The sequence below is a fragment of the Flavobacterium zubiriense genome, assembly GCF_041729725.1.
Taxonomy (GTDB): Bacteria; Bacteroidota; Bacteroidia; order Flavobacteriales; family Flavobacteriaceae; genus Flavobacterium; species Flavobacterium zubiriense.
The window spans coordinates 166,523-188,385 of the sequence record NZ_JBCFQL010000001.1 but is presented as its reverse complement, the minus strand read 5'-3'; the positions used below and the strand labels follow the sequence as shown (position 1 = coordinate 188,385).

Sequence of the window (21,863 nt, the reverse complement as noted above, 5' to 3'; positions counted from 1 at the left end):
ATTATTTCTTTCTACGTTCTACGATATACTTACTACTCGGATTTTTCTTAGAACGAGTTCTATAACCTTTAGCTGGTACTCCATTTCTTGAACGTGGATGTCCACCAGAAGAACGACCTTCTCCACCACCCATCGGGTGATCAACAGGGTTCATTGCAACAGGTCTTGTTCTAGGTCTTCTTCCTAACCATCTAGTTCTACCTGCTTTACCAGATACTACTAATTGGTGGTCTGAATTAGATACTGCTCCAATTGTAGCCGAACAAGTCAACAAGATTAATCTTGTTTCTCCTGATGGCATTTTAATTGTTGCATATTTTCCATCTCTTGCCATTAATTGAGCAAATGTTCCTGCAGAACGAGCAATAACAGCTCCTTGTCCAGGTCTCAATTCGATACAAGAAATAACAGTTCCTAATGGAACTTTACTTAAAGGCAATGTGTTACCAATTTCTGGTTGAGCTTCAGCACCAGAAACTAATTTCTGACCTACTTTCAAACCATTTTGAGCAATTACATAAGTTTTCTCTCCATCAGCATAAGCTAATAAAGCAATAAATGCAGTTCTGTTTGGATCGTACTCAATTGATTTCACTGTAGCTGGAATTCCATCTTTAGTTCTTTTGAAATCAATAATACGATATCTCTGCTTGTGACCACCACCCGTATAACGCATGGTCATCTTTCCTTGACTATTTCTACCTCCAGAGTTTTTTATCGGCGCTATCAAAGAGCGTTCCGGCTTATCAGTTGTAATGGCGTCATAACCATTCACAACTCTAAATCGCTGACCTGCGGTAATAGGTTTTAATTTTCTTACTGACATTGTTATATCTTAGATATTGTTGTAAAAATCAATTGTTTCTCCTTCTTGTACTTGTACAATTGCTTTTTTATAAGCATTTGTCTTTCCACTGATTAAACCACTTTTAGTGTATTTTGTAGTTCTGTCCGGTCTTACGTTAATGGTATTAACACTCAAAACAGTTACTCCATAAGCAGCTTCAACAGCTTTCTTAATCTCAACTTTATTTGCTTTTTTGTTAACAACAAATCCGAAGCGGTTTAAAACTTCACTTTCTTTGGTTACTTTTTCCGTTACTATAGGTTTAATTATGATACTCATATCCTATTATTTACTTAAATTTTCTTCAATTATCTCCAAAGAACTCTCCAAAAGCACTAAATTATTAGCGTTTAATATAGCGTAAGTGCTTAATTCTAAACTACTTACAACACTAGAAGCTTTTAAATTGCGTGACGACAAATATACATTTTTATTGGTATCACCCAACACAAATAATGATTTTTTATTTTCTAACTCTAAAGCTTTCAAAACGTTAATGAAATTTTTAGTGTTTGGTGTTTCAAAATTAAAGTCTTCAAGAACGATAATGTTCGACTCTTTTGCTTTAATTGAGAAAGCAGATTTTCTCGCCAATCTTTTCAAGTTTTTATTCAATTTGAATGAATAACTTCTTGGTCTTGGTCCAAAAACTGTTCCACCACCTTTAAACAATGGATTCTTTGCACTACCCGCACGAGCAGTACCAGTTCCTTTTTGTTTTTTTATCTTACGAGTACTTCCCGCTACTTCAGCTCTTTCTTTAGCTTTGTGCGTTCCTTGTCTTTGATTAGCAAGATATTGCTTTACATCAAGGTATACTGCGTGATTGTTTGGCTCTATACCAAATACTGAATCAGAAAGTTGAACTTTTCTTCCAGTATCTTTTCCGTTGAAATCTAATACTTTTGCTTCCATTACTTCTGAATGATTACATAAGAGTTGTTATGACCAGGAACACATCCTTTAATAACAAGTAGGTTCTTTTCAGCCACTACTTTTAAAACTCTAAGGTTTTGAACTTTTACATTGTCTCCTCCCATTCTTCCAGCCATACGCATTCCTTTGAATACTCTAGATGGATAAGAAGAAGCTCCCACAGAACCTGGCGCTCTTAAACGGTTATGTTGACCATGAGTTGCTTGACCAACACCACCAAAACCGTGACGTTTTACAACCCCTTGAAAACCTTTACCTTTAGATACACCTTGTACATCTACAAATTCTCCTTCAGCAAAAATAGAAACATCAATAAGATCTCCTAATTTTTGTTCAGTTGCAAATTCCTTGAATTCAACGACTTTTTTCTTAGCAACAGTTCCCGCTTTTTTAAAGTGACCTAAAGCCGCTTTTGTGGAATGTTTCTCGTTTTTGTCATCGAAACCAAGTTGCAACGCTTCGTACCCGTCAACACCTTTGGTTCTGACTTGGGTAACAACACATGGACCTGCCTCAATAACAGTACAAGGAACATTCTTCCCGTTCTCATCAAAAAGACTAGTCATGCCGATTTTTCTACCAATTAACCCAGACATAAATATTAATTATTAATTATTAAATATAAAAACAGAACACATTCGTTTAAGTGAAGCTGTTTTTTAAAGTGGTGCAAAAGTATAACTTATTTACACACAATCCAAAAAAACTTTTCACTTAAACAAAGTGCTCTAATTTACTCTTGAAAAAAAAACTTAAACTTTGATTTCTACTTCAACTCCACTAGGTAATTCTAATTTCATTAAAGCATCGATAGTTTTAGATGAAGATGAATAAATATCAATTAATCTCTTATATGACATTACTTCAAATTGCTCTCTTGCTTTTTTGTTTACGTGCGGAGAACGCAATACTGTAAACAATTTTTTGTGAGTTGGCAAAGGAATTGGCCCTGTTACCACTGCTCCGGTAGTCTTAACCGTTTTTACAATCTTTTCAGCAGACTTGTCTACCAACATGTGATCGTAAGATTTTAATTTTATTCTGATTTTTTGACTCATTTTCTTAAAGATTAAGCGTTTCCTTTTGCTTTTTTGATTACTGCTTCTGAAATATTAGAAGGTGTCTCTGCGTAATGTGAGAATTCCATTGTAGAAGTTGCTCTACCAGAAGACAATGTTCTTAATGTTGTAACATAACCAAACATCTCTGATAAAGGCACATCAGCCTTAATAGTTTTAGCACCATTTCTGTCTCCCATATCACTCACCTGACCTCTACGACGGTTAATATCACCTACGATATCTCCCATGTTTTCTTCTGGTGTAATAACTTCCATTTTCATGATTGGTTCAAGAATTACAGCTCCAGCAGCCTTAGCCACTTCTCTATAACCCATTCTTGCTGCAAGTTCAAAAGAAAGCGCATCAGAATCCACAGGGTGAAAAGATCCATCTAACAAAGTTACTTTCAAACTATCCACTTGGTATCCTGCTAAAGGACCAGTTTTCATAGCCTCACGGAAACCTTTCTCTACAGAAGGAATATATTCTTTAGGAACGTTACCCCCTTTTACAGCATTAACAAATTGTAATCCAACTGGAGTTTTACCGTCAACTTCATCAGCAGGCTCAAGAATAAATACGATATCACCGAATTTACCACGACCTCCAGATTGTTTTTTATAAGTCTCTCTATGTTGTGCTTTTTTAGTAAACGCTTCTTTATATTCCACTTGAGGCTCACCTTGGTTAACTTCAACTTTAAATTCACGTTTCATTCTATCCACTAAGATATCTAAGTGAAGCTCACCCATACCAGAGATAATAGTTTGCCCAGAAGCTTCATCAGTTCTAACAGTAAACGTTGGATCCTCTTCAGCTAATTTAGCTAATGCCATACCCATTTTATCTACGTCAGCTTTTGTCTTAGGCTCAATAGCAATACCAATTACTGGCGCAGGAAATTTCATTGACTCAAGAATAATTGGGTGTTTTTCATCACACAATGTATCTCCAGTTTTAATATCTTTAAATCCAACTGCCGCTCCAATATCTCCAGCTTCGATAAATTCGATTGGATTTTGTTTGTTAGCGTGCATTTGGTAAATACGAGAAATTCTTTCTTTGTTCCCAGAACGCGTGTTCAAAACATAAGAACCTGCATCTAAACGACCAGAATAAGCACGGAAGAAAGCTAAACGACCTACGAATGGGTCAGTTGCGATCTTAAACGCTAAAGCTGCAAATGGCTCTTTAACATCTGGCTTACGCAAGATTTTAGTTTGATCTTCTTCTAATAATTCAGCATCATCAGGATGAATCCCTTCAATACCTTCTTTATCCATTGGAGATGGTAAGTATTTACATACTGCATCTAACATAAACTGAACTCCTTTATTTTTGAAAGATGAACCAGCAATCATAGGGATAATTGCCATATCCATTACAGCCGCTCTTAAAGCGATATTGATTTCTTCTTCTGTGATAGAATCCGGATCTTCCATATACTTATCAAGCAAGTTCTCATCATAATCAGCAACTGCTTCAATAAGAATATCTCTGTATTCTTTAACCTCATCTACCATATCAGCAGGAATTTCAACAACTTCATAAGTCGCTCCCATTCCAGCATCATCCCAAACAATAGCTTGGTTTCTAACTAAATCCACAACACCTTTGAAATCATTTTCCTCACCAATTGGCAAAGTGATTGCAACAGCATTAGATTTCAACATATCTCTTACTTGCTGACAAACCGCCAAAAAGTTAGAACCCTGTCTGTCCATTTTATTAACGAAACCAATACGTGGTACTCTGTATTGATCTGCTAATCTCCAGTTAGTTTCTGATTGTGGCTCAACACCATCAACAGCACTAAATAAGAAAACCAAACCATCAAGCACACGCAAAGAACGATTTACCTCAACAGTAAAATCAACGTGTCCCGGGGTATCGATAATATTAAAGTGATAAGGTAATGTTTCTGGTAAAATTTTACCTTGTGTAGTTGGAAAATTCCATTCACAAGTTGTAGCTGCAGAAGTAATTGTAATACCTCTTTCTTGCTCTTGCGCCATCCAGTCCATTGTTGCAGCACCATCGTGTACTTCACCAATTTTGTGTGATTTTCCAGTATAGAATAATATACGCTCAGTTGTTGTTGTTTTACCAGCATCAATATGAGCAGCAATTCCTATGTTTCTTGTATATTTAAGTTCTCTTGCCATTTCTTAAGATTAAAATCTAAAGTGAGAGAAAGCTTTGTTAGCTTCTGCCATTTTGTGAGTATCCATTCTTTTCTTAACAGCCGCTCCTTCTTCTTTAGCCGCAGCTAAACATTCTGAAGCTAATCTTTGAGCCATTGATTTTTCGTTTCTTCTTCTAGAATAAAGTATCAACCACTTCATTGCCATAGAAATTTTTCTATCTGGACGAATTTGCATTGGAATTTGAAATGTTGCTCCACCCACTCTACGACTACGTACTTCTACGTGAGGCATAACATTTGTTAAAGCATCTTTCCAAATTTCTAACGAAGTTTTCTCGTCATTTTGCTTTTTAGATTCAATGATGTCAATTGCATCATAGAAAACTTTAAAAGCTGTAGATTTTTTACCATCCCACATTAAGTTATTCACAAAACGTGTTACCAGTTGATCATTAAATCTTGGATCTGGTAAAAGTGGTCTCTTTTTTGCCGCTCTTTTTCTCATGTCTTTTTTTTAATAAAAAGTTATGGGTTATCCGTTAAATGTTATGTGTTACAGATTTTTACTTACGTTTCAATCCCAACCCTTAACTCCTAACCTCCAACTCTTAACGTTTTAAATTACTTTTTTGCTTCTTTTGGGCGTTTAGCACCATACTTAGATCTTCTTTGCGTTCTTCCTGCTACTCCTGACGTATCAAGTGCACCACGAACGATGTGGTATCTAACTCCTGGTAAATCTTTTACCCTTCCACCCCTAACTAATACTATCGAGTGCTCTTGTAAATTGTGTCCTTCTCCAGGGATGTAAGCATTCACTTCATTACCGTTTGTCAAACGTACACGCGCTACTTTACGCATTGCAGAGTTTGGTTTTTTTGGTGTAGTAGTGTAAACACGCGTACAAACCCCTCTTCTTTGAGGACAAGAATCTAAAGCAACCGATTTACTCTTCTTAGTTATCTGAGTTCTTCCTGTTCTTACTAATTGTTGAATTGTTGGCATAATTAATACTAAAAATTATTATGTAAATTTAATTCCCGCTTTTTACGGGGTTGCAAATGTATAAATTATTTTTTACTCTACAAATGTTAATTCATTAATTTTCAACAACATCATCTACAATCCACATTTATTAAAAAAAAGATAACATTTTTATAACATTAATCATTAAAACCCAAAAATAATACAACATCCTCAAAAACACTCGTGACAGAAAAAAGCATTGAGGATAATTAGGTTAATTAACAATTATTTAAGAAATTTGCAGAAACAATCCTAATTAAAAATTTAATGAATACGAAACTAAAACTTCTGCTATCTTTATTATTAGTGATAACAGTCCAACTTTCTTACTCACAAGAAAGAACAGTAACAGGTACCGTGATTGATAACACTGGCATTCCGCTACCCGGAGCAAGTATATTAGTGAAAGGAACACAAATTGGTACTCAAACTGATTTTGATGGAAAATATTCCATTAAGGTCTCTTCCGATCAAATCTTGATTTTTAGTTTTATTGGGATGAAAACTCAAGAATTTAAAGCAATTTCAACAAAAATTAATGTTGAAATGCTGGAAAGCGCTCGAAGTTTAGACGAAGTCTTAGTTGTAGCGTATGGCACTCAGAAAAAAGAGGCAATTACAGGGTCAATTAGCGTTATAAAATCGGATAAGATAGAAAACGCAACTTTCTCTAATGTTGCTCAAAGTTTAGAGGGCTTAGTTTCTGGTTTAAGAATAACACAAGCTGACGCTAACCCAGGATCAGATCCAATTATCAGAATTAGAGGATTTGGATCAATAAATGCCGATAGCTCACCTCTAATTGTTTTAGATGGAGTACCTTATTCAGGAAGCTTAAGTAGTATAAATCCGCAGGATATTGAGTCAACTACTGTTTTGAAAGACGCATCTTCTACCTCATTGTATGGTAATAAGGCATCAAATGGCGTATTATTAATCACAACAAAAAAAGGAAAAAGAAATAACAAGCCGCAAATAAACTTTGATACTAGGTATGGTATAACACAAAGAGGTTCAAAAGAATATAACATCATTAAGAATCCTAAAGATTTTTATGAAGCCTATCATAGTGTATTAACCAACTCAGAATATTACAGACAAAACGCTGATGGAAATCCAATTTCTTTACAACAAGCGAGACAATTTGCTAGTGATAACTTAATTGATAGACTAGGCTATAATGTTTACAATGTAGCAGACAATGTTTTAGTAGATCCAAATACTGGTAAGCTTAATAGCTCTGCTCGTTTATTGGTAAACGATAGTTGGGAAGATGTATTATTTAGAGATTCAGCAAACTTTACTTCAACAAACTTAAATATATCTGGTGGTAATCAAGATATAGATTATTACTTCTCTTTAGGAAATGAAGAAAATAATGGCTACACGGTAAGAAGTAATTTTAAAAGAAGTACCGCAAGATTAAAAGTAAATGCTACTAATATTGTAAAAGTAATTTCTTTGAGCGGGGATATGTCGTATGCTAAATCTAATAGCCAGGCAATACCGGCTTCTTTTGATCCAACAAATGGCACTCCATCAACAAATTTCTCTAATGCATTCGGATGGACAAGAAGAATTGCTCCCATATTTCCAGTTTATCAATACGATGCCAATTGGAATCCAATAGTTAACACCAATAATCCTGGTGGATACGCATATGATTTTGGGTTCGCACAAGATTTTGGTGGCGGCATAGTAAGAGGCCCTAGGAATTATGCTCCAGGTGAACACCCACTCGCTGTCATAGAAAATACTCAACAAACAAATGCTAAAGATAATTTTAATGCTGCATTTAGAACTAAGGTAGATTTGCCTCTTGGTTTAAAATTTGAATATGTAATGAATTACCTTGTAGAAGTTGATCAAAATACCGACTTTACCAAACCAGGTGCAGGAGCATTTGCATTAGCCCAAAATGGACTTTTAACAAACACAAAAGATAATTATTCCGCGTTTACAAATCAACAATTGCTAACATGGAAAAAAGATTTTGGAGTACATGAATTTGACTTTCTTCTTGGCCATGAAACTTACGAAGAAAATTTCAACAGATTGGGCTTGACTAAATATAATATCATAGGAAATTTTAACCCTGTTTTAGACAACACTTCTGTTTATATCGGTGCGAGTAATTATAATACAAAATATGTTACCGAAGGATACTTCTCAAGATTTGTTTACGGATTAGATAACAAATACTATCTGAATTTATCAGGGAGATATGATGCGTCATCTGTGTTCCATCCTGATGCGAGATGGGGAGCTTTCTGGTCAGCAGGTGGTTCTTGGATAATGAGCAAAGAAAAATTCATGAATGAATCTAAAGCTATCAATTATGCTAAATTATCAGTAAACTATGGAACTACTGGTAATGACCGAATTTTATATCCAGACGGGTTTCAAACAAGAAACTTTACTGTATATGAAAACCAATATGAGATAGCTGAAAACAATGGTCAATTAACCCAAACTTTAAAATATTTAGGAAATAAAGATATCACTTGGGAAAAAGCAGCAAGTTTTGACATCGCATATAATATGAGTTTATTTAATAGGTTAAACATTAATGTAGGATATTTTAGAAAAACTTCAAAAGATCTTTTGTTTAACAACCCTATACCTCTTTCAACAGGACAAGAGACCAGTCCTCGAAACTTTGGAACAATGGTAAATAGTGGCATTGAAACCGAAATATCTTGGCATGCAATAAAAAGAGAGAAAATTAATTTAACGTTTAATGCCAATTTATCCACACTCAATAATATAATTAAAGAACTCCCAAGAGATAATATACAAGTTGGAAATTTCAGAAGAACTGTTGGAAGAAGCATTTTTGATTATTACATGGTAAGGTCTGCAGGTGTTAATCCTGAAAATGGGAATGCACAATACTTCACAAAAGATGATACTACAGGCGAAGAAATCATAACCGAAGATTATGCAAGTGCTGTTACATCCGGAAGGGAGTTTCTGAACAAACAAGCAATTCCCGAAATTACTGGTGGTTTTGGAGCAGACTTACAGCTAGGGAATTTTTCTGTAGGTCTTCAATTCGCCTATCAATTAGGCGGTTATGGATTGGATAATGAGTATTTCACATTACTAGGTGCTACCCAAAACATTACTAATTTCCCAGATTATCATAAAACATGGACTTTAGAAAATACAACAGGAAGCTTACCTAGAGTAGATCCATTATCTCCTAATCAATATAGAATTTCTGACATGTATCTTATAGATCTAAGCTATTTAAGTTTATCAAATATCAATCTAGGGTATCTGTTAAAAAATGATGCTTTAAAAAGAAACCATATAGAAAGTGTTAAGATTTACGGAATTGTAAATAATGGATTTTTATTATACAGTGCGAGACAAGGATACGATCCACGTCTAAGTTTGGTTGGTTCGTCTTCAAGTGAATATGGAGCAAATAGAACAATTGCATTTGGAGTCAATGTTAAATTAAATTAAAAAAACACCATGAAAAAAACTGAAAAATATCCATATAAGAGAATACTCAATTATATGTTCTTGCTGCTGATTATATCGAATTTAGCATCATGTACCGATTTAGATCAAGAATTTGACAAACAGGAGTTATATACAGATTCACACGCTACAGCAGTTATAAATTCTGGCAGCACACAAGGATTAAAAGCGCTAGACGGTGCTATTTTAGCTTATTTTAGAGATGGTGAATCCAGTGAAGATGAATTTGGAATTAAAGCTGTTGATCTTGGAATGGATTTAAGAAGTAATGATATAGATATGAGTCGCAATACATGGTTTGGCTTCTATAATAATTATGATAATGTTATCTTAACTTCTAATGACAATGCATTTATTTGGAAATTCTTCTATAAAATTATTAACAATTCAAATGCCATAATTAATTTAGTTCCACCTACCGCACCAGAAGAAAGTTTGGCTTTCAAATATAAATCACACGCTTATAGAGCCATAGCCTATTTTTATTTATTAAGAATGTATCAGCACACACTGGCAGATGACGCAACTTTAGCTATCCCTATAGACAAAGGGGATTTTGTAGGACAGCCTAAATCCAGTATCAGCGAGGTTAAAAAGTTGATACTTGATGATTTAAATTTAGCATATGAAGGCTTAGAATCCTACCAAAGAACATCAAAAGAAGAAGTCGATGCAAATGTGGTAGCCGCATATTTGGCAAGATATCATTTAACATACAAAAATTGGGCTGAAGCCGAAAAATATGCTGATATCGCTATGCAAGTTGGAAGTATCAGTAATGATGTCCTTCACGGTTTCGACGACATTTCGCTTTCTGAAGTTTTATGGGGAGCAGATGTAACCCCAGCCACATCGGAAACATATGCTTCTTTTTTTGCTCACTCCAGTCAAATAAATGACGGTTACAGTGGTTGGGATCATGTTAAATCGATTAATTCTAATTTATATGACTTTATACCAGAAACGGACAAAAGAAAAAAATGGTTTGCAGATCAACGTTATCCAGCCAATACCGTTATAATTCCTGGCACATGGGCTCATTACGCTGCCACTCCTAAATATACAAGTTTAAAGTTTATAGCAGAGCCAGGGCCAGGTGAGTTTATTGGCGATTACATTTATTTAAGAAATACAGAGTTTTATCTAACAAAAGCTGAAGCTTTAGCTAGACAAAATAAAAATGCTGAAGCTCAGCAGGTATTATTTGATTTAAATTCTATTAGAGATGATAGCTATGTTAAATCTAGTAAAACTGAACAAGCCCTTATAGATGAAATTTTGATGTATAGAAGGGTTGAATTATGGGGAGACGGGGTAGCTTCTTTTGATATGGCAAGAAATGGTATTGGTTTGAATAGAAAAGATGGCAGATTAAACACAATTATGCCTGGTGCTGATTTAGTGATTCCTGCATTGGATCCAAGAATGATTTATGCTATACCTTTATCGGAAATTGATGCTAATCCGAACATAAATAATTAAACAAATAAAATGGAAAAATAGTTCTTTAGGACTTTGTACATCCATATTACTTAAATAAAATCAAAACAGTCAAAATACCGCTCAAGATTTGAGCGGTTTTTTTTTATATATTTGCGCCATGGAAAAAGAACATCAAATATTCGGGATTAGAGCCATTATTGAAGCAATTCAAGCGGGTTCAACAATAGACAAAGTGTACATTCAAAAAGAAGCCTCTGGCGAATTGATGAAAGACTTAATGAAGGTCATGAAACGCGCTAATGTCAATTTCTCGTATGTTCCTGTAGAAAAACTAAACAAACTTACCCCCAACAATCACCAAGGCGCTGTAGCGACAATCTCTCCTATTTCATTTTTTGACTTAGAAAACTTGATCGAAACCGTACTCGAAAATGGGAAAAAACCATTATTTTTAGTCCTAGATCAAATTTCTGACGCTCGCAACTTTGGTGCTATTATTAGAACTGCTGAATGTACTGGAGTAAATGGAATCATTATCCAGAAATCTGGTGCGGCACCTGTAAATGGAGACACGGTTAAAACATCTGCTGGTGCGGTTTTTAATATTCCAATTTGCAAAGTAGAGCACATTAAAGATGCTATTTTTCTTTTACAGGGAAGTGGAATTAAAACTGTTGCGGCAACTGAAAAAACAGAAGATACAATTTACAATATCGACCTGAAGGAAGGACTAGCTATAATTATGGGTTCTGAAGATCGTGGAGTAAACCCATCCGTTTTAAAAATTGTAGACGAAAAAGCTAAACTTCCAATGTTTGGAACAATTGGTTCTTTGAATGTATCTGTAGCTTGTGGTGCTTTTTTATATGAAGTGGTAAGACAAAGAAGTTAACAATCCCATCCCCAGCCCTTCCCAAAGGAAAGGGAGTTAAAATAATATAAACGAATTAAGACTCTGGTTTTGATTCGTTTTTTTCGTTTGACACAAAATCATAATTCACATATACATTAGACGAATAATAGGACTGCATTTCATCTTCAGGATCAATTATGGGTAGATTTACAAAATTGCCATTTTCATCAAATCGCTGCATGAATTTATCATCCGCTGGATTATAATCAGGCATTTCCCATTCGTATTTTGGTACTTTTTTAAACTCAGGCGTTTGATACAAAAAAGCCAAAACAAAACCAGTAATAAAACCTGCCAAATGTCCTTCCCAAGAGATTTTGTCATCTACTTTTGGAAAAACATACCAAATCATTCCGCCGTAAACTGTAATTATTGCCAAAGACAAAGCCACTAAACGGTAATATTGTGTCAAAATTCCTTTAAAGAAAATAAACGCAAACAGTACATAAATCAATCCGCTTGCGCCAATGTGATAACTTTCTCTTCCAATCAACCAAGTTAAAATTCCTGAAAACAAAATACCGTATCCAACAACTTGGAGAGCTAATTTCGAATAAAAAAACTGTAAAGCAGCCAGCAAAACCAAAAGAGGAATGGAATTATTATAAAGATGGTTCAAGTTAGAATGAATAAAAGGACCAAAAATAACACCTTGCAATCCTGAAAAAGTGCGAGGATAAATCCCGTTTCCCACAAAGTCTAAATGAAAACGAATTTCTATCCAATATACAAACCACAGGAACAACACAAAAAAAAGTGGGAGCCCTACAACTGCATTTGTAAATTTGAAATCTTTGTCCATTTTATTACTTTAAAACAATACAATCAATTATGTAACCAAATACAATATAATGCTATTTTGTCATAAAGTTAATTCGGTAATTGGGATATTTGTTGATTTGATAGTTATAAAATCCTAAATTTGATTTCAGATTTAAAAAAATGGAAGCACCACTAGCAGAACGCATACGCCCACAAAAATTAGACGAATACATCAGTCAATCACATTTGGTTGGCACAAACGGCTCTTTGACACAACAAATTGCCAAAGGAATTATTCCGTCATTAATTTTCTGGGGACCACCTGGAACAGGAAAAACCACTTTGGCACAAATTATTGCGCAGGAATCGCAACGTCCTTTTTTTATCTTAAGCGCCATCAATTCGGGCGTGAAAGACATTCGAGATGTAATTGAAAAAGCCAAACAAAGCGGCGGACTTTTCACTGCTAAAAACCCCATTTTGTTTATTGATGAGATTCATCGTTTTAGCAAATCTCAGCAAGACTCCTTATTGGCTGCTGTCGAAAAAGGGTGGATTACACTCATTGGTGCTACAACCGAAAACCCTAGTTTTGAAGTTATTCCCGCATTACTTTCGCGTTGTCAGGTCTATACTTTGAATGCGTTTACCAAAACAGATTTAGAATCTCTTTTGGCTCGTGCTATGAAAACGGATTCGTATTTGCAAACTAAGAATATCCAATTAAAAGAAACAGAAGCACTGTTGCGACTTTCTGGTGGTGATGGACGCAAACTATTGAATATTTTCGAATTGGTCGTAAATGCTTCGGCTGGAGACGAAGTTATCATTACAAACCATCGTGTGCTTGAATTGATCCAACAAAATACGGTTTTGTATGACAAAAGCGGCGAACAACATTATGACATTATTTCGGCTTTTATCAAATCCATTCGCGGAAGCGATCCTAATGGCGCTGTTTATTGGCTAGCCCGAATGATTGAAGGTGGTGAAGATGTAAAATTTATTGCCCGAAGATTACTTATTTCGGCTAGTGAAGATATTGGAAATGCTAATCCTACTGCACTGATTATGGCTAACAATACGTTTCAGGCAGTAACCACTATTGGTTATCCTGAAAGTAGAATTTTACTAAGTCAATGTGCTATTTACTTAGCGACATCGCCAAAAAGCAACGCTTCCTATATGGCGATTAATACAGCACAGCAAATTGTAAAACAAACTGGAGATTTATCCGTTCCAATCCATTTACGGAATGCACCAACTAAGTTGATGAAAGAATTAGGCTATGGAGAAGATTATAAATATTCGCATGAATATGCTAATAATTTTGCCGAACAAGAATATTTGCCTGACGAAATCAAAAACACTCCAATTTACGTTCCTGGAAATAATTCTCGTGAAAATTCGACTCGTGAATTTCTTAAAAACCGTTGGAAAGACAAATATGGTTATTGAAAAGGTTAGAAGTTAGAAATCAGAAGTTAGAAGTAAAAAAAACAGATTCCAGATTAGATGATTAACATTCTTAATCTGAAATCTGAACTAAAACTTAACGTTTATTTTTTCGGAAACTAATTGACCATTTAGATAATATTCAAAAAACCACTGATTGTCTTTTTTTACTAAAACACCTTGTTGACTTCCTTTTTGAGCTAAAAATGAATTTGCATCTGATGTTTTAAAAACTTTCATTATCACAGTTGGTTTACTATCAATAAGCTGATAATTTCCTCCTGCAAGAGGCTGCGCAAAAAGCAATTCATTTGGATCAATAGCCTTATTTACCAAAACTTCATTGGTAACGATAGCTGTAACAGGTACTGATTGTTTTACTTCATCAACTTTTGCAGGTTTTTCTACAACTGCAACATTTGCTCCGCCGTTGTACTGGTATTCTAATTCATAAATAGGGGCAAATACTTTATTCAATGCATCAGTATAAGCTAGCTGAAATTCTTTTTCTCTACTCATTCCCACTTCTGACTGGTATATAATTTTACCATAACAGTCTTTAAAAGTAACATATAATTTGGTTGTTAAAAATGCGTTTTCTTTAACAATGTCATAATTCAAAACAGCGCATCTGTCAATGGTATTTGGAACAACCTGATTAGAATAATACACGTCAAAACCAATTTTGTTCAAATTAAATTTAGAAAGTGTAGCTAATCTATATTGATTTTCAGATTTTAAAAATTCATATTTTAAAGGCACAACTACTGTTTTATAGTCGTTCAACGATTGCGCAATTCCTAAACTGGAAACGAGCATTAAAAAAAATAAAAATAGTTTTTTCATGGTTATAAATAGTTTTTAAGTTCTAATAAATGATTGATTTGTTTAATATTATTATTGGCTACAGCCAATTTACTTTCGTTAAAATAAATAGCGTCAATACCTGCATCTAACGCGCCTAAGACATCCGCTTCAATCGAATCGCCAATCATGATACTGCTTTTTTTTTGGGCTTGAGCCAAATCTAAAGCGAATTCAAAAATCATCGGATTCGGTTTTTTAACTCCCGCCATTTCCGAATTGGTAATCGTCGAAAAATAAGCGTTTAATTTAGAATTATTTAATTTTTTAAACTGAACAGGAGCAAATCCATTGGTTATAATATGCAACTTATATTTCCCTCTTAAATAGTCTAAAATTTCAAAAGTGCCATCAAAAAGATGATTGTTTTCGGTCAATAAATCAATATATTCTTGTGAAATAAGATCAATCTCTGTATCAGAAATTTCAAAATTGATAGCGTCAAAAGACAATTTCAATCTATCATAACGCAATTGCTGATGTGTTATTTTATCATATTGATACAGTTTCCAGCAAGCTTGATTTATAGGAATATACTTTTCAATAAACGAATCAATATTAACTGACGGATGCTTCCGAGCAAAAATACTTTCAAAAGTAATTTTAGAATTTTTATCAAAATCCCAAAGGGTGTGATCTAGATCAAAAAAAACATCTTTTATAGTATCAATTCTCATTTTTGCTTTTAAAAAATTCCTTCATCCACAAAACTAAAATATTTTGTCTCTGTTACAATCAAATGATCTAAAACTTTAACATCTAAACTATCCCCTGCAACTTTTAATTTCTTTGTAATTTGTTTGTCGGCATCACTTGGAACCAAAGTACCCGACGGATGATTGTGACATAGTATTAAAGCGGTTGCTCCTTTTTCGAGTGCCATTTTAAAAACCAAACGCACATCTACAATTGTTCCCGTTATTCCACCAATACTCATTTGTACTTTCGAAATGACTTTGTTGGAATTATTCAAATACAAAATCCAAAATTCCTCATGCGGCAATTCGCCAATAATGGGCTGCATGATTTCAAAAACAGTTTTACTTGATGTGATTTTAGTTAATTCGACCGCTTCCTCTGCTCTTCTTCGCCTTCCCAGCTCCATTGCTGCAATTATCGAAATAGCCTTTGCCTCTCCTATTCCCTTAAAATCCATCAACTGTGCCATAGACATTTTGCCTAGGCTATTCAAATTATGAGCTACACTGGCTAAAATCCTTTTACCTAAATCAACCGCCGATTCGTTCCTGCTTCCGGAACCAATCAAAATGGCAATCAACTCGGCATCACTTAAAGCACTTTTGCCTTTGAGCATTAACTTTTCTCTCGGCTTGTCGTCTTCGGACCAATTAGTAATAGGGAAATGATGGTTTTCCATAGCTAAAGATTGTATTAACAGCAACTTGCTTTAGGTAAATATAGCACTAAATCTTTTATGGACAAACACGACAGACCATCTTGTTATTCTAAAGTAACAGTTAAACTTTACTATCGCTGAGCTGAGATTCCTACGGAATGACAAAATTTGGGATTTGAAAACTTAAAAACATAAACAATGTACACCATCTTGTCATTCCGTAAGAATCTATAATTTAAAATGAGAATTCCAAAAATCTAAATTAGGATTCATTTCTTTTATCAAATTTAATTTCTTTTCTCTTGAAAGATTTTTAATTTCTTTTTCCCGCTCAATTGCTAATTGAATCCAACCAAATTTTTCAAAATAGATCAAAAAATGTGCGTTGTATTTAGCAGTAAAACTTTTTGGATTCATTTTACTTTCATGCTGCTGCAATCTTATTTTCAAATTATTAGTAACGCCTGTATATAATACAGTTCTGTTTTTATTAGTTAAGATATAAACATAAAAAGTGTAAATGCCTTCTGTGTATTCAATCATAATAATTCCTTATTATAGTTAAAAAACTTAAAAAAAAATCAAACACAAACTTATCACACCCTCTTGTCATTCCGGAGGAATCTCTACGCTTTACAATCGCTGAGTTGAGATTTCTACGGAATGACAAACTTTGGGTTTTGAAAACTTAAAAAGTAAAACAGCTTACACAAAATTACTTCAATATATTATCAATCCTTTTTATCACACCCTCTTGTCATTCCGAAAGAATCTCTACGCTTTACAATCACTGAGCTGAGATTCCTACGGAATGACAAACTTTGGGTTTTAAAAACTTAAAAAGTAAAACAGCTTACACAAAATTACTTCAATATATTATCAATCCTTTTATCACACCCTCTTGTCATTCCGGAGGAATCTAATACTTATCCCTATACTGAGCTGAGATTCCTACGGAATGACAAACTTTGGGTTTTGAAAACTTAAAAAGTAAAACAGCTTACACAAAATTACTTCAATATATTATCAATCCTTTTTATCACACCCTCTTGTCATTCCGAAAGAATCTCTACGCTTTACAATCGCTGAGCTGAGATTCCTACGGAATGACAAACTTTGAGATTAATTTTACTCAATCAAACCTTTTACCTCATTAAAATTCAATCCGCCGTAATTTCCTGAACTCATCAATAATAAAGCGGTATTATCCAGATTTAAATTAAACAGATATTCCTTGAACTCAACAGGATTAGTATAAATAATCAAATCTTCCCGATTGAAGGCTTTGGCAATTTGCTCATAACTTACGGCTTCTAATTGTTTAATTTTTACCGCATCAGGCGAATAAAAAACCACTGCTGTATCAGCATAAGCTAATGCGCCTTCGTATTCTTTTAAAAATTCGGCATTCAAACTGCTGTACGTATGCAATTCTAAACAAGCTACTACGGTTCTATCAGGATATTGTTCTTTAACCGCTTTTGTGGTTGCCGAAACCTTAGATGGCGAATGTGCAAAATCTTTGTAAGCTACTTTTGTCTTGCTTTCCGCAATTTTTTCCAAACGCTTTGAAGCTCCTTTAAAACTAGCAATAGCTTCGTAAAAATCAGCTTCGTCCACACCCATGTTTTGGCAAATCCATTTGGCACCAGCCAAATTATTCAAATTATGCGCTCCAAAGACTTCAATAGGCATATCGCCCTCGGGAGTTTCTAGTAAAGTTGTTCCGTTTTCTACTTTGTAATTGGGCGTATGATAGGCTATTTTTCGAATAGGATTGGTGGCTGCTTCGGCAACACGTTTTACTTCTGGATCATTTTCATTGTAAACTAAAATTCCGCCATTGGTAATTTTATCAATAAAAATTTCAAACTGCTCCACATAATTCTCATACGTTGGAAACACATTAATATGATCCCAGGCAATTCCAGAAATTAAGGCAATATTAGGTTGGTACAAATGAAATTTAGGTCGTCTGTCAATTGGCGAAGACAAATATTCATCGCCTTCCAAAACCATAAAATCATTGGCTTCGGTAAGATGCACCATGGTATCAAAACCTTCTAATTGTGCGCCCACCATATAATCTACTTCAATATCATGGTAATGCATAACGTGCAAAATCATCGAAGTAATGGTTGTTTTTCCATGAGAACCACCTATAACCACACGGGTTTTGTTTTTGGATTGTTCGTACAAAAACTCAGGATAGGAATAAATTTTCAAACCTAATTCCTGTGCCTTTAACAATTCAGGATTGTCAGCTTTGGCGTGCATTCCTAAAATGACTGCCTCGATATCGGCAGTGATTTTTTCGGGAAACCAACCTAATTCTGCTGGTAAAATTCCTTTTTTATCCAATCGGGATTTGGAAGGTTCAAAAATAGCATCATCGCTTCCTGATACCTGATATCCTTTATTATGTAGCGCTAAAGCCAAATTGTGCATGGCACTTCCGCCAATAGCTATAAAATGTGTTTTCATATAAATACTTGCTTGTACGTAAATTGTATGTTCCTTTAATTTATGGTGCTTTTTCTTCTAAATTCTTCTAAAACGGCTTGCGCCTTCTCTGGCGATTTCATTTTATTAGCGTACAAATTAGCCAATTTTTGATACGTTTTTTTCGAATTCCCCACCGTAATTGCTTTTTTATACCATTGTTCTGCCTTTGTGTATCTTTTAAAATATTCTTCAATATGCCCTCGGGACAAATAGGCATCAACAGCTGAAATTTGTAACAGCTCATTAGAATACTGAATCGCTTTTTTTTCACTTCCACCTAAAATTCCCGGTAGTTGCAGGTTCAATTCAATTAAAGCCCATCTGGCTTCAATGTGTTTGGGGTTTAACTCAATGGCTTTCTCAAAATTGCTTCGCACTTCATCAATCATCCCTAAGGCTTTAAATCTATTGACTTCTAAAGCTTTCATCCCTAAAACACCACCGTATTTAAAATAAAAATCAGCTTCCTGAGGTTTAATTTTTTTTAATTTTCCGTAATACAACAAGGCTTCATCCCAGTCTTTAGTCCGCCCTGCAATGTCCCCTAAATATTCCATGATTTTTATATTGGAAGGATTTTTTTTCAAGAGCGCTTCAAACAGAGGCTTGGCTTGTTCGAATTTTCCATCATCAAATAATTGCTGGGCTTTCTCAAGATTTACCTGAGAAAAAATCAATAATGGAAATAAAAAAAAGAGAAGTAGGAAGTGTTTCATGCCTCAAAAATAGCGAAATAAAAAAGGAATCTGAAAATTTTATCTCTTATAAAACTATAAATAATAACCTAATAGCAATCTTAAAAAAACTATATAATAACATCTTGCTTTTACTTTCGCAAATGAAAATATTGGAAACATGAAAATATTCTATGCCATTCAGGCAACAGGAAACGGACACATTAGTAGAGCAACACAATTGTATCCTTATCTACAAAAATTTGGTGAAGTCGATTTTTTTTTAAGCGGTAGCAACGCTAGTTTAGACATCAAACTACCTATCAAATACAAAAGCAAAGGCTGTAGTTTGCATTACAGCAAATGTGGGGGATTGAATTATTGGGAAATTGCTAAAAACATCAAGCCGCGCCAGATCTACAAAGATGCTGATGCGCTTCCATTAAAAAATTATGATGTTGTTATCAATGATTTTGATTCCATTACGGCATTGGCCTGTAAGATGCAAAAAGTACATTCGGTTCAATTAGGACATCAGGCGAGTTTTATTTCTACTAATACTCCAAGACCCGAAAAAAAGAGTTTAATGGGCGAAATGATTCTAAAACATTATGCTCCCTCTCCTAAAAACATTGGCTTACATTTTGAAAAATACGATTCTTTTATTCTTCCTCCTATCATCAAAGACGAGATTGTTCAGGCCGAACCTACTAACCTGAAACACATCACGGTTTATTTGCCTTCTTTTGATAAAGATTGTCTAGAAAAAGCGTTTAACAAAGTAAAAGACGTACAATTTCACTGGTTTTTACAAGGAATTGAGTTCAAACATACCATTGGAAATATTACTTATTTTCCAGTAAACCAGAAAAAATTCAACGAGAGTTTGATTTCTTGCGAAGGGATTATCACAGGCGGTGGTTTTGAAACGCCAGCCGAAGCTTTGCACCTAGGAAAAAAGATTCTTTCTATTCCTATCATGAACCATTATGAACAAGAATGTAATGCAGCTGCATTAAAAAAATTAGGCGTTCCTGTAGTGTATGAAGTTGGAAAAAACTTTGAAACCATTATAGAAAATTGGCTTAACCAAGATATTATCTATCCAAAAATGCAAGCCAATGACATTCCTGAAACTTTACAATTTTTGTTTGATACGTATAGGGAATAAGAGAAATTTTCGATTATTTTTATAAAAAAAACCACTAACGAATTCAACTTCATTAGTGGTTTTTATATTTTGTAAAAATATTATTTAGTCATTCAACATTTTCCAAAGTTTATCTTTCAATTCGGTTAAACCTTGTTGGGCAACAGAAGAAATAAACATATAAGGAATATCTTTGAACGACACATCCAGCTCCTTTTTCAATTCGGCTTTCAATTCATCATCCAGCATATCGCATTTAGAGATTACTAAAAGACGCTCTTTGTCTAACATCTCCGGATTGTATTTGGTCAATTCGTTAACCAAAATATCGTATTCCCCTTTAATGTTTGGGGTGTCTACAGGAACAAGAAATAACAAAGTCGAATTTCGTTCAATATGACGTAAGAAATAATGTCCTAGACCTTTTCCTTCCGCTGCTCCTTCAATAATTCCAGGAATATCGGCAATTACAAACGATTGAAAATCTCTATAAGCTACAATTCCAAGATTTGGTTTTAAAGTGGTAAATGGATAATCGGCGATTTTTGGCTTAGCCGAAGTCAAAACCGATAATAAAGTAGATTTTCCTGCATTTGGAAAACCAACTAAACCAACATCTGCCAAAACTTTTAATTCTAAAATCACATCCATTTCTACACCCTCTAAACCTGGTTGGGCGTATCTGGGCGTTTGATTAGTCGAACTTCTAAAATGCCAGTTTCCTAAACCACCTTTACCTCCCAGGCAAAGTATTCTTTTCTCACCGTGATCCGTAATTTCAAATAAAACTTCACCTGTTTCTTTGTCTTTCACGACAGTTCCTAATGGTACTTCGATATATTTATCATCTCCATCTGCTCCTGTACTTCTATCTCCACTACCGTCTCCACCGTGACCCGCTTTAATATGACGTGCAAATTTCAAGTGAAACAAAGTCCATAATGCTTTATTTCCAACTAAATAAACGTGTCCTCCACGACCACCATCACCACCATCTGGCCCTCCATACTGGATAAACTTTTCTCTATGTAAATGCGTAGAACCTTTTCCACCTTTTCCGGATGAAACAAATATTTTTACGTAATCTACAAAATTTCCTTCTGTCATAATTTAGGTTTTGAGTTATGAGTTATGGGTTATGAGTAACACTGCTTACTCATAACCCATAACTCATAACCTATTTTTATTTATTACCAATGTTCAATATTTTAATCGCAAAAACTGCCAACTAA

At 34.5% G+C, this 21,863-nt stretch carries 21 protein-coding genes; 5 read left to right on the top strand and 16 right to left on the bottom strand.

The genetic code is table 11. The features are described from left to right. Position 1 precedes the first annotated feature (1 nt). The 8 genes from rplB to rpsL all read right to left on the bottom strand — a co-directional run bounded on the left by rplB (position 2) and on the right by rpsL (position 5,995). Positions 2-826 (bottom strand): 50S ribosomal protein L2, encoded by an 825-nt coding sequence (gene rplB, locus AAGV28_RS00825; RefSeq protein WP_373389913.1) that lies wholly within the window; start codon positions 824-826, stop codon positions 2-4. Positions 827-835: 9 nt separating this feature from the next. Beyond that, positions 836-1,126 carry a 50S ribosomal protein L23 gene (gene rplW / locus AAGV28_RS00820; protein WP_161644179.1) on the bottom strand — a complete coding sequence of 97 codons (291 nt, stop codon included), beginning with the start codon at positions 1,124-1,126 and terminating at the stop codon, positions 836-838. Between the two features lie 6 nt (positions 1,127-1,132). Continuing rightward, a complete protein-coding gene (rplD, locus tag AAGV28_RS00815; protein WP_373404947.1) occupies positions 1,133-1,762 on the bottom strand; it encodes a 50S ribosomal protein L4 in 630 nt (209 codons plus the stop codon). Then, the gene (rplC, locus tag AAGV28_RS00810; protein ID WP_373404946.1) at positions 1,762-2,379 is read right to left on the bottom strand and encodes a 50S ribosomal protein L3; all 618 of its coding nucleotides are present in this window, start codon (positions 2,377-2,379) and stop codon (positions 1,762-1,764) included. The genes rplD and rplC overlap by 1 nt, the downstream gene beginning before the upstream one ends. Positions 2,380-2,535: 156 nt before the next feature. Then, complete coding sequence (rpsJ, locus tag AAGV28_RS00805; RefSeq protein WP_007803605.1) at positions 2,536-2,841, bottom strand: 30S ribosomal protein S10; 306 nt, start codon at positions 2,839-2,841, stop codon at positions 2,536-2,538. Positions 2,842-2,852: 11 nt separating this feature from the next. Next, a complete protein-coding gene (gene fusA, locus AAGV28_RS00800) occupies positions 2,853-5,009 on the bottom strand; it encodes an elongation factor G (protein WP_373404945.1) in 2,157 nt (718 codons plus the stop codon). 9 nt (positions 5,010-5,018) lie between these two features. Continuing rightward, positions 5,019-5,495, bottom strand: a complete 477-nt coding sequence (rpsG, locus tag AAGV28_RS00795) for a 30S ribosomal protein S7 (RefSeq protein ID WP_017495022.1) — start codon at positions 5,493-5,495, stop codon at positions 5,019-5,021. Positions 5,496-5,611: 116 nt separating this feature from the next. Continuing rightward, positions 5,612-5,995 carry a 30S ribosomal protein S12 gene (rpsL, locus tag AAGV28_RS00790; RefSeq protein WP_007136570.1) on the bottom strand — a complete coding sequence of 128 codons (384 nt, stop codon included), beginning with the start codon at positions 5,993-5,995 and terminating at the stop codon, positions 5,612-5,614. A gap of 327 nt (positions 5,996-6,322) precedes the next feature. Here rpsL and AAGV28_RS00785 point away from each other — a divergent pair, with 327 nt between their 5' ends. The 3 genes from AAGV28_RS00785 (at position 6,323) to rlmB (ending at position 11,843) form a co-directional block, all read left to right on the top strand. Next, entirely contained in the window at positions 6,323-9,490 is a 3,168-nt protein-coding gene (locus AAGV28_RS00785; protein ID WP_373404944.1) for a SusC/RagA family TonB-linked outer membrane protein, read from the top strand. Positions 9,491-9,499: 9 nt separating this feature from the next. Then, on the top strand, positions 9,500-10,990 hold the full coding sequence (locus AAGV28_RS00780; protein ID WP_373404943.1) for a RagB/SusD family nutrient uptake outer membrane protein: 1,491 nt from the start codon (positions 9,500-9,502) through the stop codon (positions 10,988-10,990). Between the two features lie 118 nt (positions 10,991-11,108). Next, positions 11,109-11,843 (top strand): 23S rRNA (guanosine(2251)-2'-O)-methyltransferase RlmB, encoded by a 735-nt coding sequence (gene rlmB, locus AAGV28_RS00775; RefSeq protein WP_373404942.1) that lies wholly within the window; start codon positions 11,109-11,111, stop codon positions 11,841-11,843. 55 nt (positions 11,844-11,898) lie between these two features. On the opposite strand, the gene AAGV28_RS00770 is transcribed toward rlmB, so the two are convergent. Further along, entirely contained in the window at positions 11,899-12,666 is a 768-nt protein-coding gene (locus AAGV28_RS00770; RefSeq protein WP_373404941.1) for a rhomboid family intramembrane serine protease, read from the bottom strand. Positions 12,667-12,806: 140 nt separating this feature from the next. Here AAGV28_RS00770 and AAGV28_RS00765 point away from each other — a divergent pair, with 140 nt between their 5' ends. After that, on the top strand, positions 12,807-14,084 hold the full coding sequence (locus AAGV28_RS00765) for a replication-associated recombination protein A (RefSeq protein ID WP_373404940.1): 1,278 nt from the start codon (positions 12,807-12,809) through the stop codon (positions 14,082-14,084). An 87-nt stretch (positions 14,085-14,171) separates the two neighbouring features. Here the strand turns inward: AAGV28_RS00765 and AAGV28_RS00760 are convergent, their stop codons facing one another. The 6 genes from AAGV28_RS00760 to AAGV28_RS00735 all read right to left on the bottom strand — a co-directional run bounded on the left by AAGV28_RS00760 (position 14,172) and on the right by AAGV28_RS00735 (position 19,523). After that, entirely contained in the window at positions 14,172-14,927 is a 756-nt protein-coding gene (locus AAGV28_RS00760; protein ID WP_373404939.1) for a hypothetical protein, read from the bottom strand. Positions 14,928-14,929: 2 nt separating this feature from the next. Continuing rightward, positions 14,930-15,622, bottom strand: coding sequence for a YjjG family noncanonical pyrimidine nucleotidase (locus AAGV28_RS00755; RefSeq protein ID WP_373404938.1), 693 nt, complete (start codon positions 15,620-15,622; stop codon positions 14,930-14,932). A gap of 8 nt (positions 15,623-15,630) precedes the next feature. Beyond that, complete coding sequence (radC, locus tag AAGV28_RS00750) at positions 15,631-16,323, bottom strand: RadC family protein (RefSeq protein WP_373404937.1); 693 nt, start codon at positions 16,321-16,323, stop codon at positions 15,631-15,633. 207 nt (positions 16,324-16,530) lie between these two features. Then, the gene (locus AAGV28_RS00745; protein ID WP_373404936.1) at positions 16,531-16,845 is read right to left on the bottom strand and encodes a GIY-YIG nuclease family protein; all 315 of its coding nucleotides are present in this window, start codon (positions 16,843-16,845) and stop codon (positions 16,531-16,533) included. Positions 16,846-17,430: 585 nt separating this feature from the next. Then, the gene (locus tag AAGV28_RS00740) at positions 17,431-18,786 is read right to left on the bottom strand and encodes a UDP-N-acetylmuramate--L-alanine ligase (RefSeq protein WP_373404935.1); all 1,356 of its coding nucleotides are present in this window, start codon (positions 18,784-18,786) and stop codon (positions 17,431-17,433) included. Positions 18,787-18,821: 35 nt separating this feature from the next. Next, entirely contained in the window at positions 18,822-19,523 is a 702-nt protein-coding gene (locus AAGV28_RS00735; RefSeq protein ID WP_373404934.1) for a tetratricopeptide repeat protein, read from the bottom strand. 139 nt (positions 19,524-19,662) lie between these two features. Here AAGV28_RS00735 and AAGV28_RS00730 point away from each other — a divergent pair, with 139 nt between their 5' ends. Then, on the top strand, positions 19,663-20,652 hold the full coding sequence (locus tag AAGV28_RS00730) for a glycosyltransferase family protein (protein ID WP_373404933.1): 990 nt from the start codon (positions 19,663-19,665) through the stop codon (positions 20,650-20,652). Positions 20,653-20,736: 84 nt separating this feature from the next. Here AAGV28_RS00730 and obgE read toward each other — a convergent pair whose 3' ends face one another. Further along, on the bottom strand, positions 20,737-21,738 hold the full coding sequence (gene obgE, locus AAGV28_RS00725) for a GTPase ObgE (protein WP_373404932.1): 1,002 nt from the start codon (positions 21,736-21,738) through the stop codon (positions 20,737-20,739). Positions 21,739-21,863 lie beyond the last annotated feature (125 nt).

Coding starts and splice junctions, on each gene's coding strand:
- rplB (WP_373389913.1), bottom strand. CDS start 826: ATGTCAGTAAGAAAATTAAAACCTATTACCGCAGGTCAGCGATTTAGA.
- rplW (WP_161644179.1), bottom strand. CDS start 1,126: ATGAGTATCATAATTAAACCTATAGTAACGGAAAAAGTAACCAAAGAA.
- rplD (WP_373404947.1), bottom strand. CDS start 1,762: ATGGAAGCAAAAGTATTAGATTTCAACGGAAAAGATACTGGAAGAAAA.
- rplC (WP_373404946.1), bottom strand. CDS start 2,379: ATGTCTGGGTTAATTGGTAGAAAAATCGGCATGACTAGTCTTTTTGAT.
- rpsJ (WP_007803605.1), bottom strand. CDS start 2,841: ATGAGTCAAAAAATCAGAATAAAATTAAAATCTTACGATCACATGTTG.
- fusA (WP_373404945.1), bottom strand. CDS start 5,009: ATGGCAAGAGAACTTAAATATACAAGAAACATAGGAATTGCTGCTCAT.
- rpsG (WP_017495022.1), bottom strand. CDS start 5,495: ATGAGAAAAAGAGCGGCAAAAAAGAGACCACTTTTACCAGATCCAAGA.
- rpsL (WP_007136570.1), bottom strand. CDS start 5,995: ATGCCAACAATTCAACAATTAGTAAGAACAGGAAGAACTCAGATAACT.
- AAGV28_RS00780 (WP_373404943.1), top strand. CDS start 9,500: ATGAAAAAAACTGAAAAATATCCATATAAGAGAATACTCAATTATATG.
- rlmB (WP_373404942.1), top strand. CDS start 11,109: ATGGAAAAAGAACATCAAATATTCGGGATTAGAGCCATTATTGAAGCA.
- AAGV28_RS00770 (WP_373404941.1), bottom strand. CDS start 12,666: ATGGACAAAGATTTCAAATTTACAAATGCAGTTGTAGGGCTCCCACTT.
- AAGV28_RS00765 (WP_373404940.1), top strand. CDS start 12,807: ATGGAAGCACCACTAGCAGAACGCATACGCCCACAAAAATTAGACGAA.
- AAGV28_RS00760 (WP_373404939.1), bottom strand. CDS start 14,927: ATGAAAAAACTATTTTTATTTTTTTTAATGCTCGTTTCCAGTTTAGGA.
- AAGV28_RS00755 (WP_373404938.1), bottom strand. CDS start 15,622: ATGAGAATTGATACTATAAAAGATGTTTTTTTTGATCTAGATCACACC.
- radC (WP_373404937.1), bottom strand. CDS start 16,323: ATGGAAAACCATCATTTCCCTATTACTAATTGGTCCGAAGACGACAAG.
- AAGV28_RS00745 (WP_373404936.1), bottom strand. CDS start 16,845: ATGATTGAATACACAGAAGGCATTTACACTTTTTATGTTTATATCTTA.
- AAGV28_RS00740 (WP_373404935.1), bottom strand. CDS start 18,786: ATGAAAACACATTTTATAGCTATTGGCGGAAGTGCCATGCACAATTTG.
- AAGV28_RS00735 (WP_373404934.1), bottom strand. CDS start 19,523: ATGAAACACTTCCTACTTCTCTTTTTTTTATTTCCATTATTGATTTTT.
- AAGV28_RS00730 (WP_373404933.1), top strand. CDS start 19,663: ATGAAAATATTCTATGCCATTCAGGCAACAGGAAACGGACACATTAGT.
- obgE (WP_373404932.1), bottom strand. CDS start 21,738: ATGACAGAAGGAAATTTTGTAGATTACGTAAAAATATTTGTTTCATCC.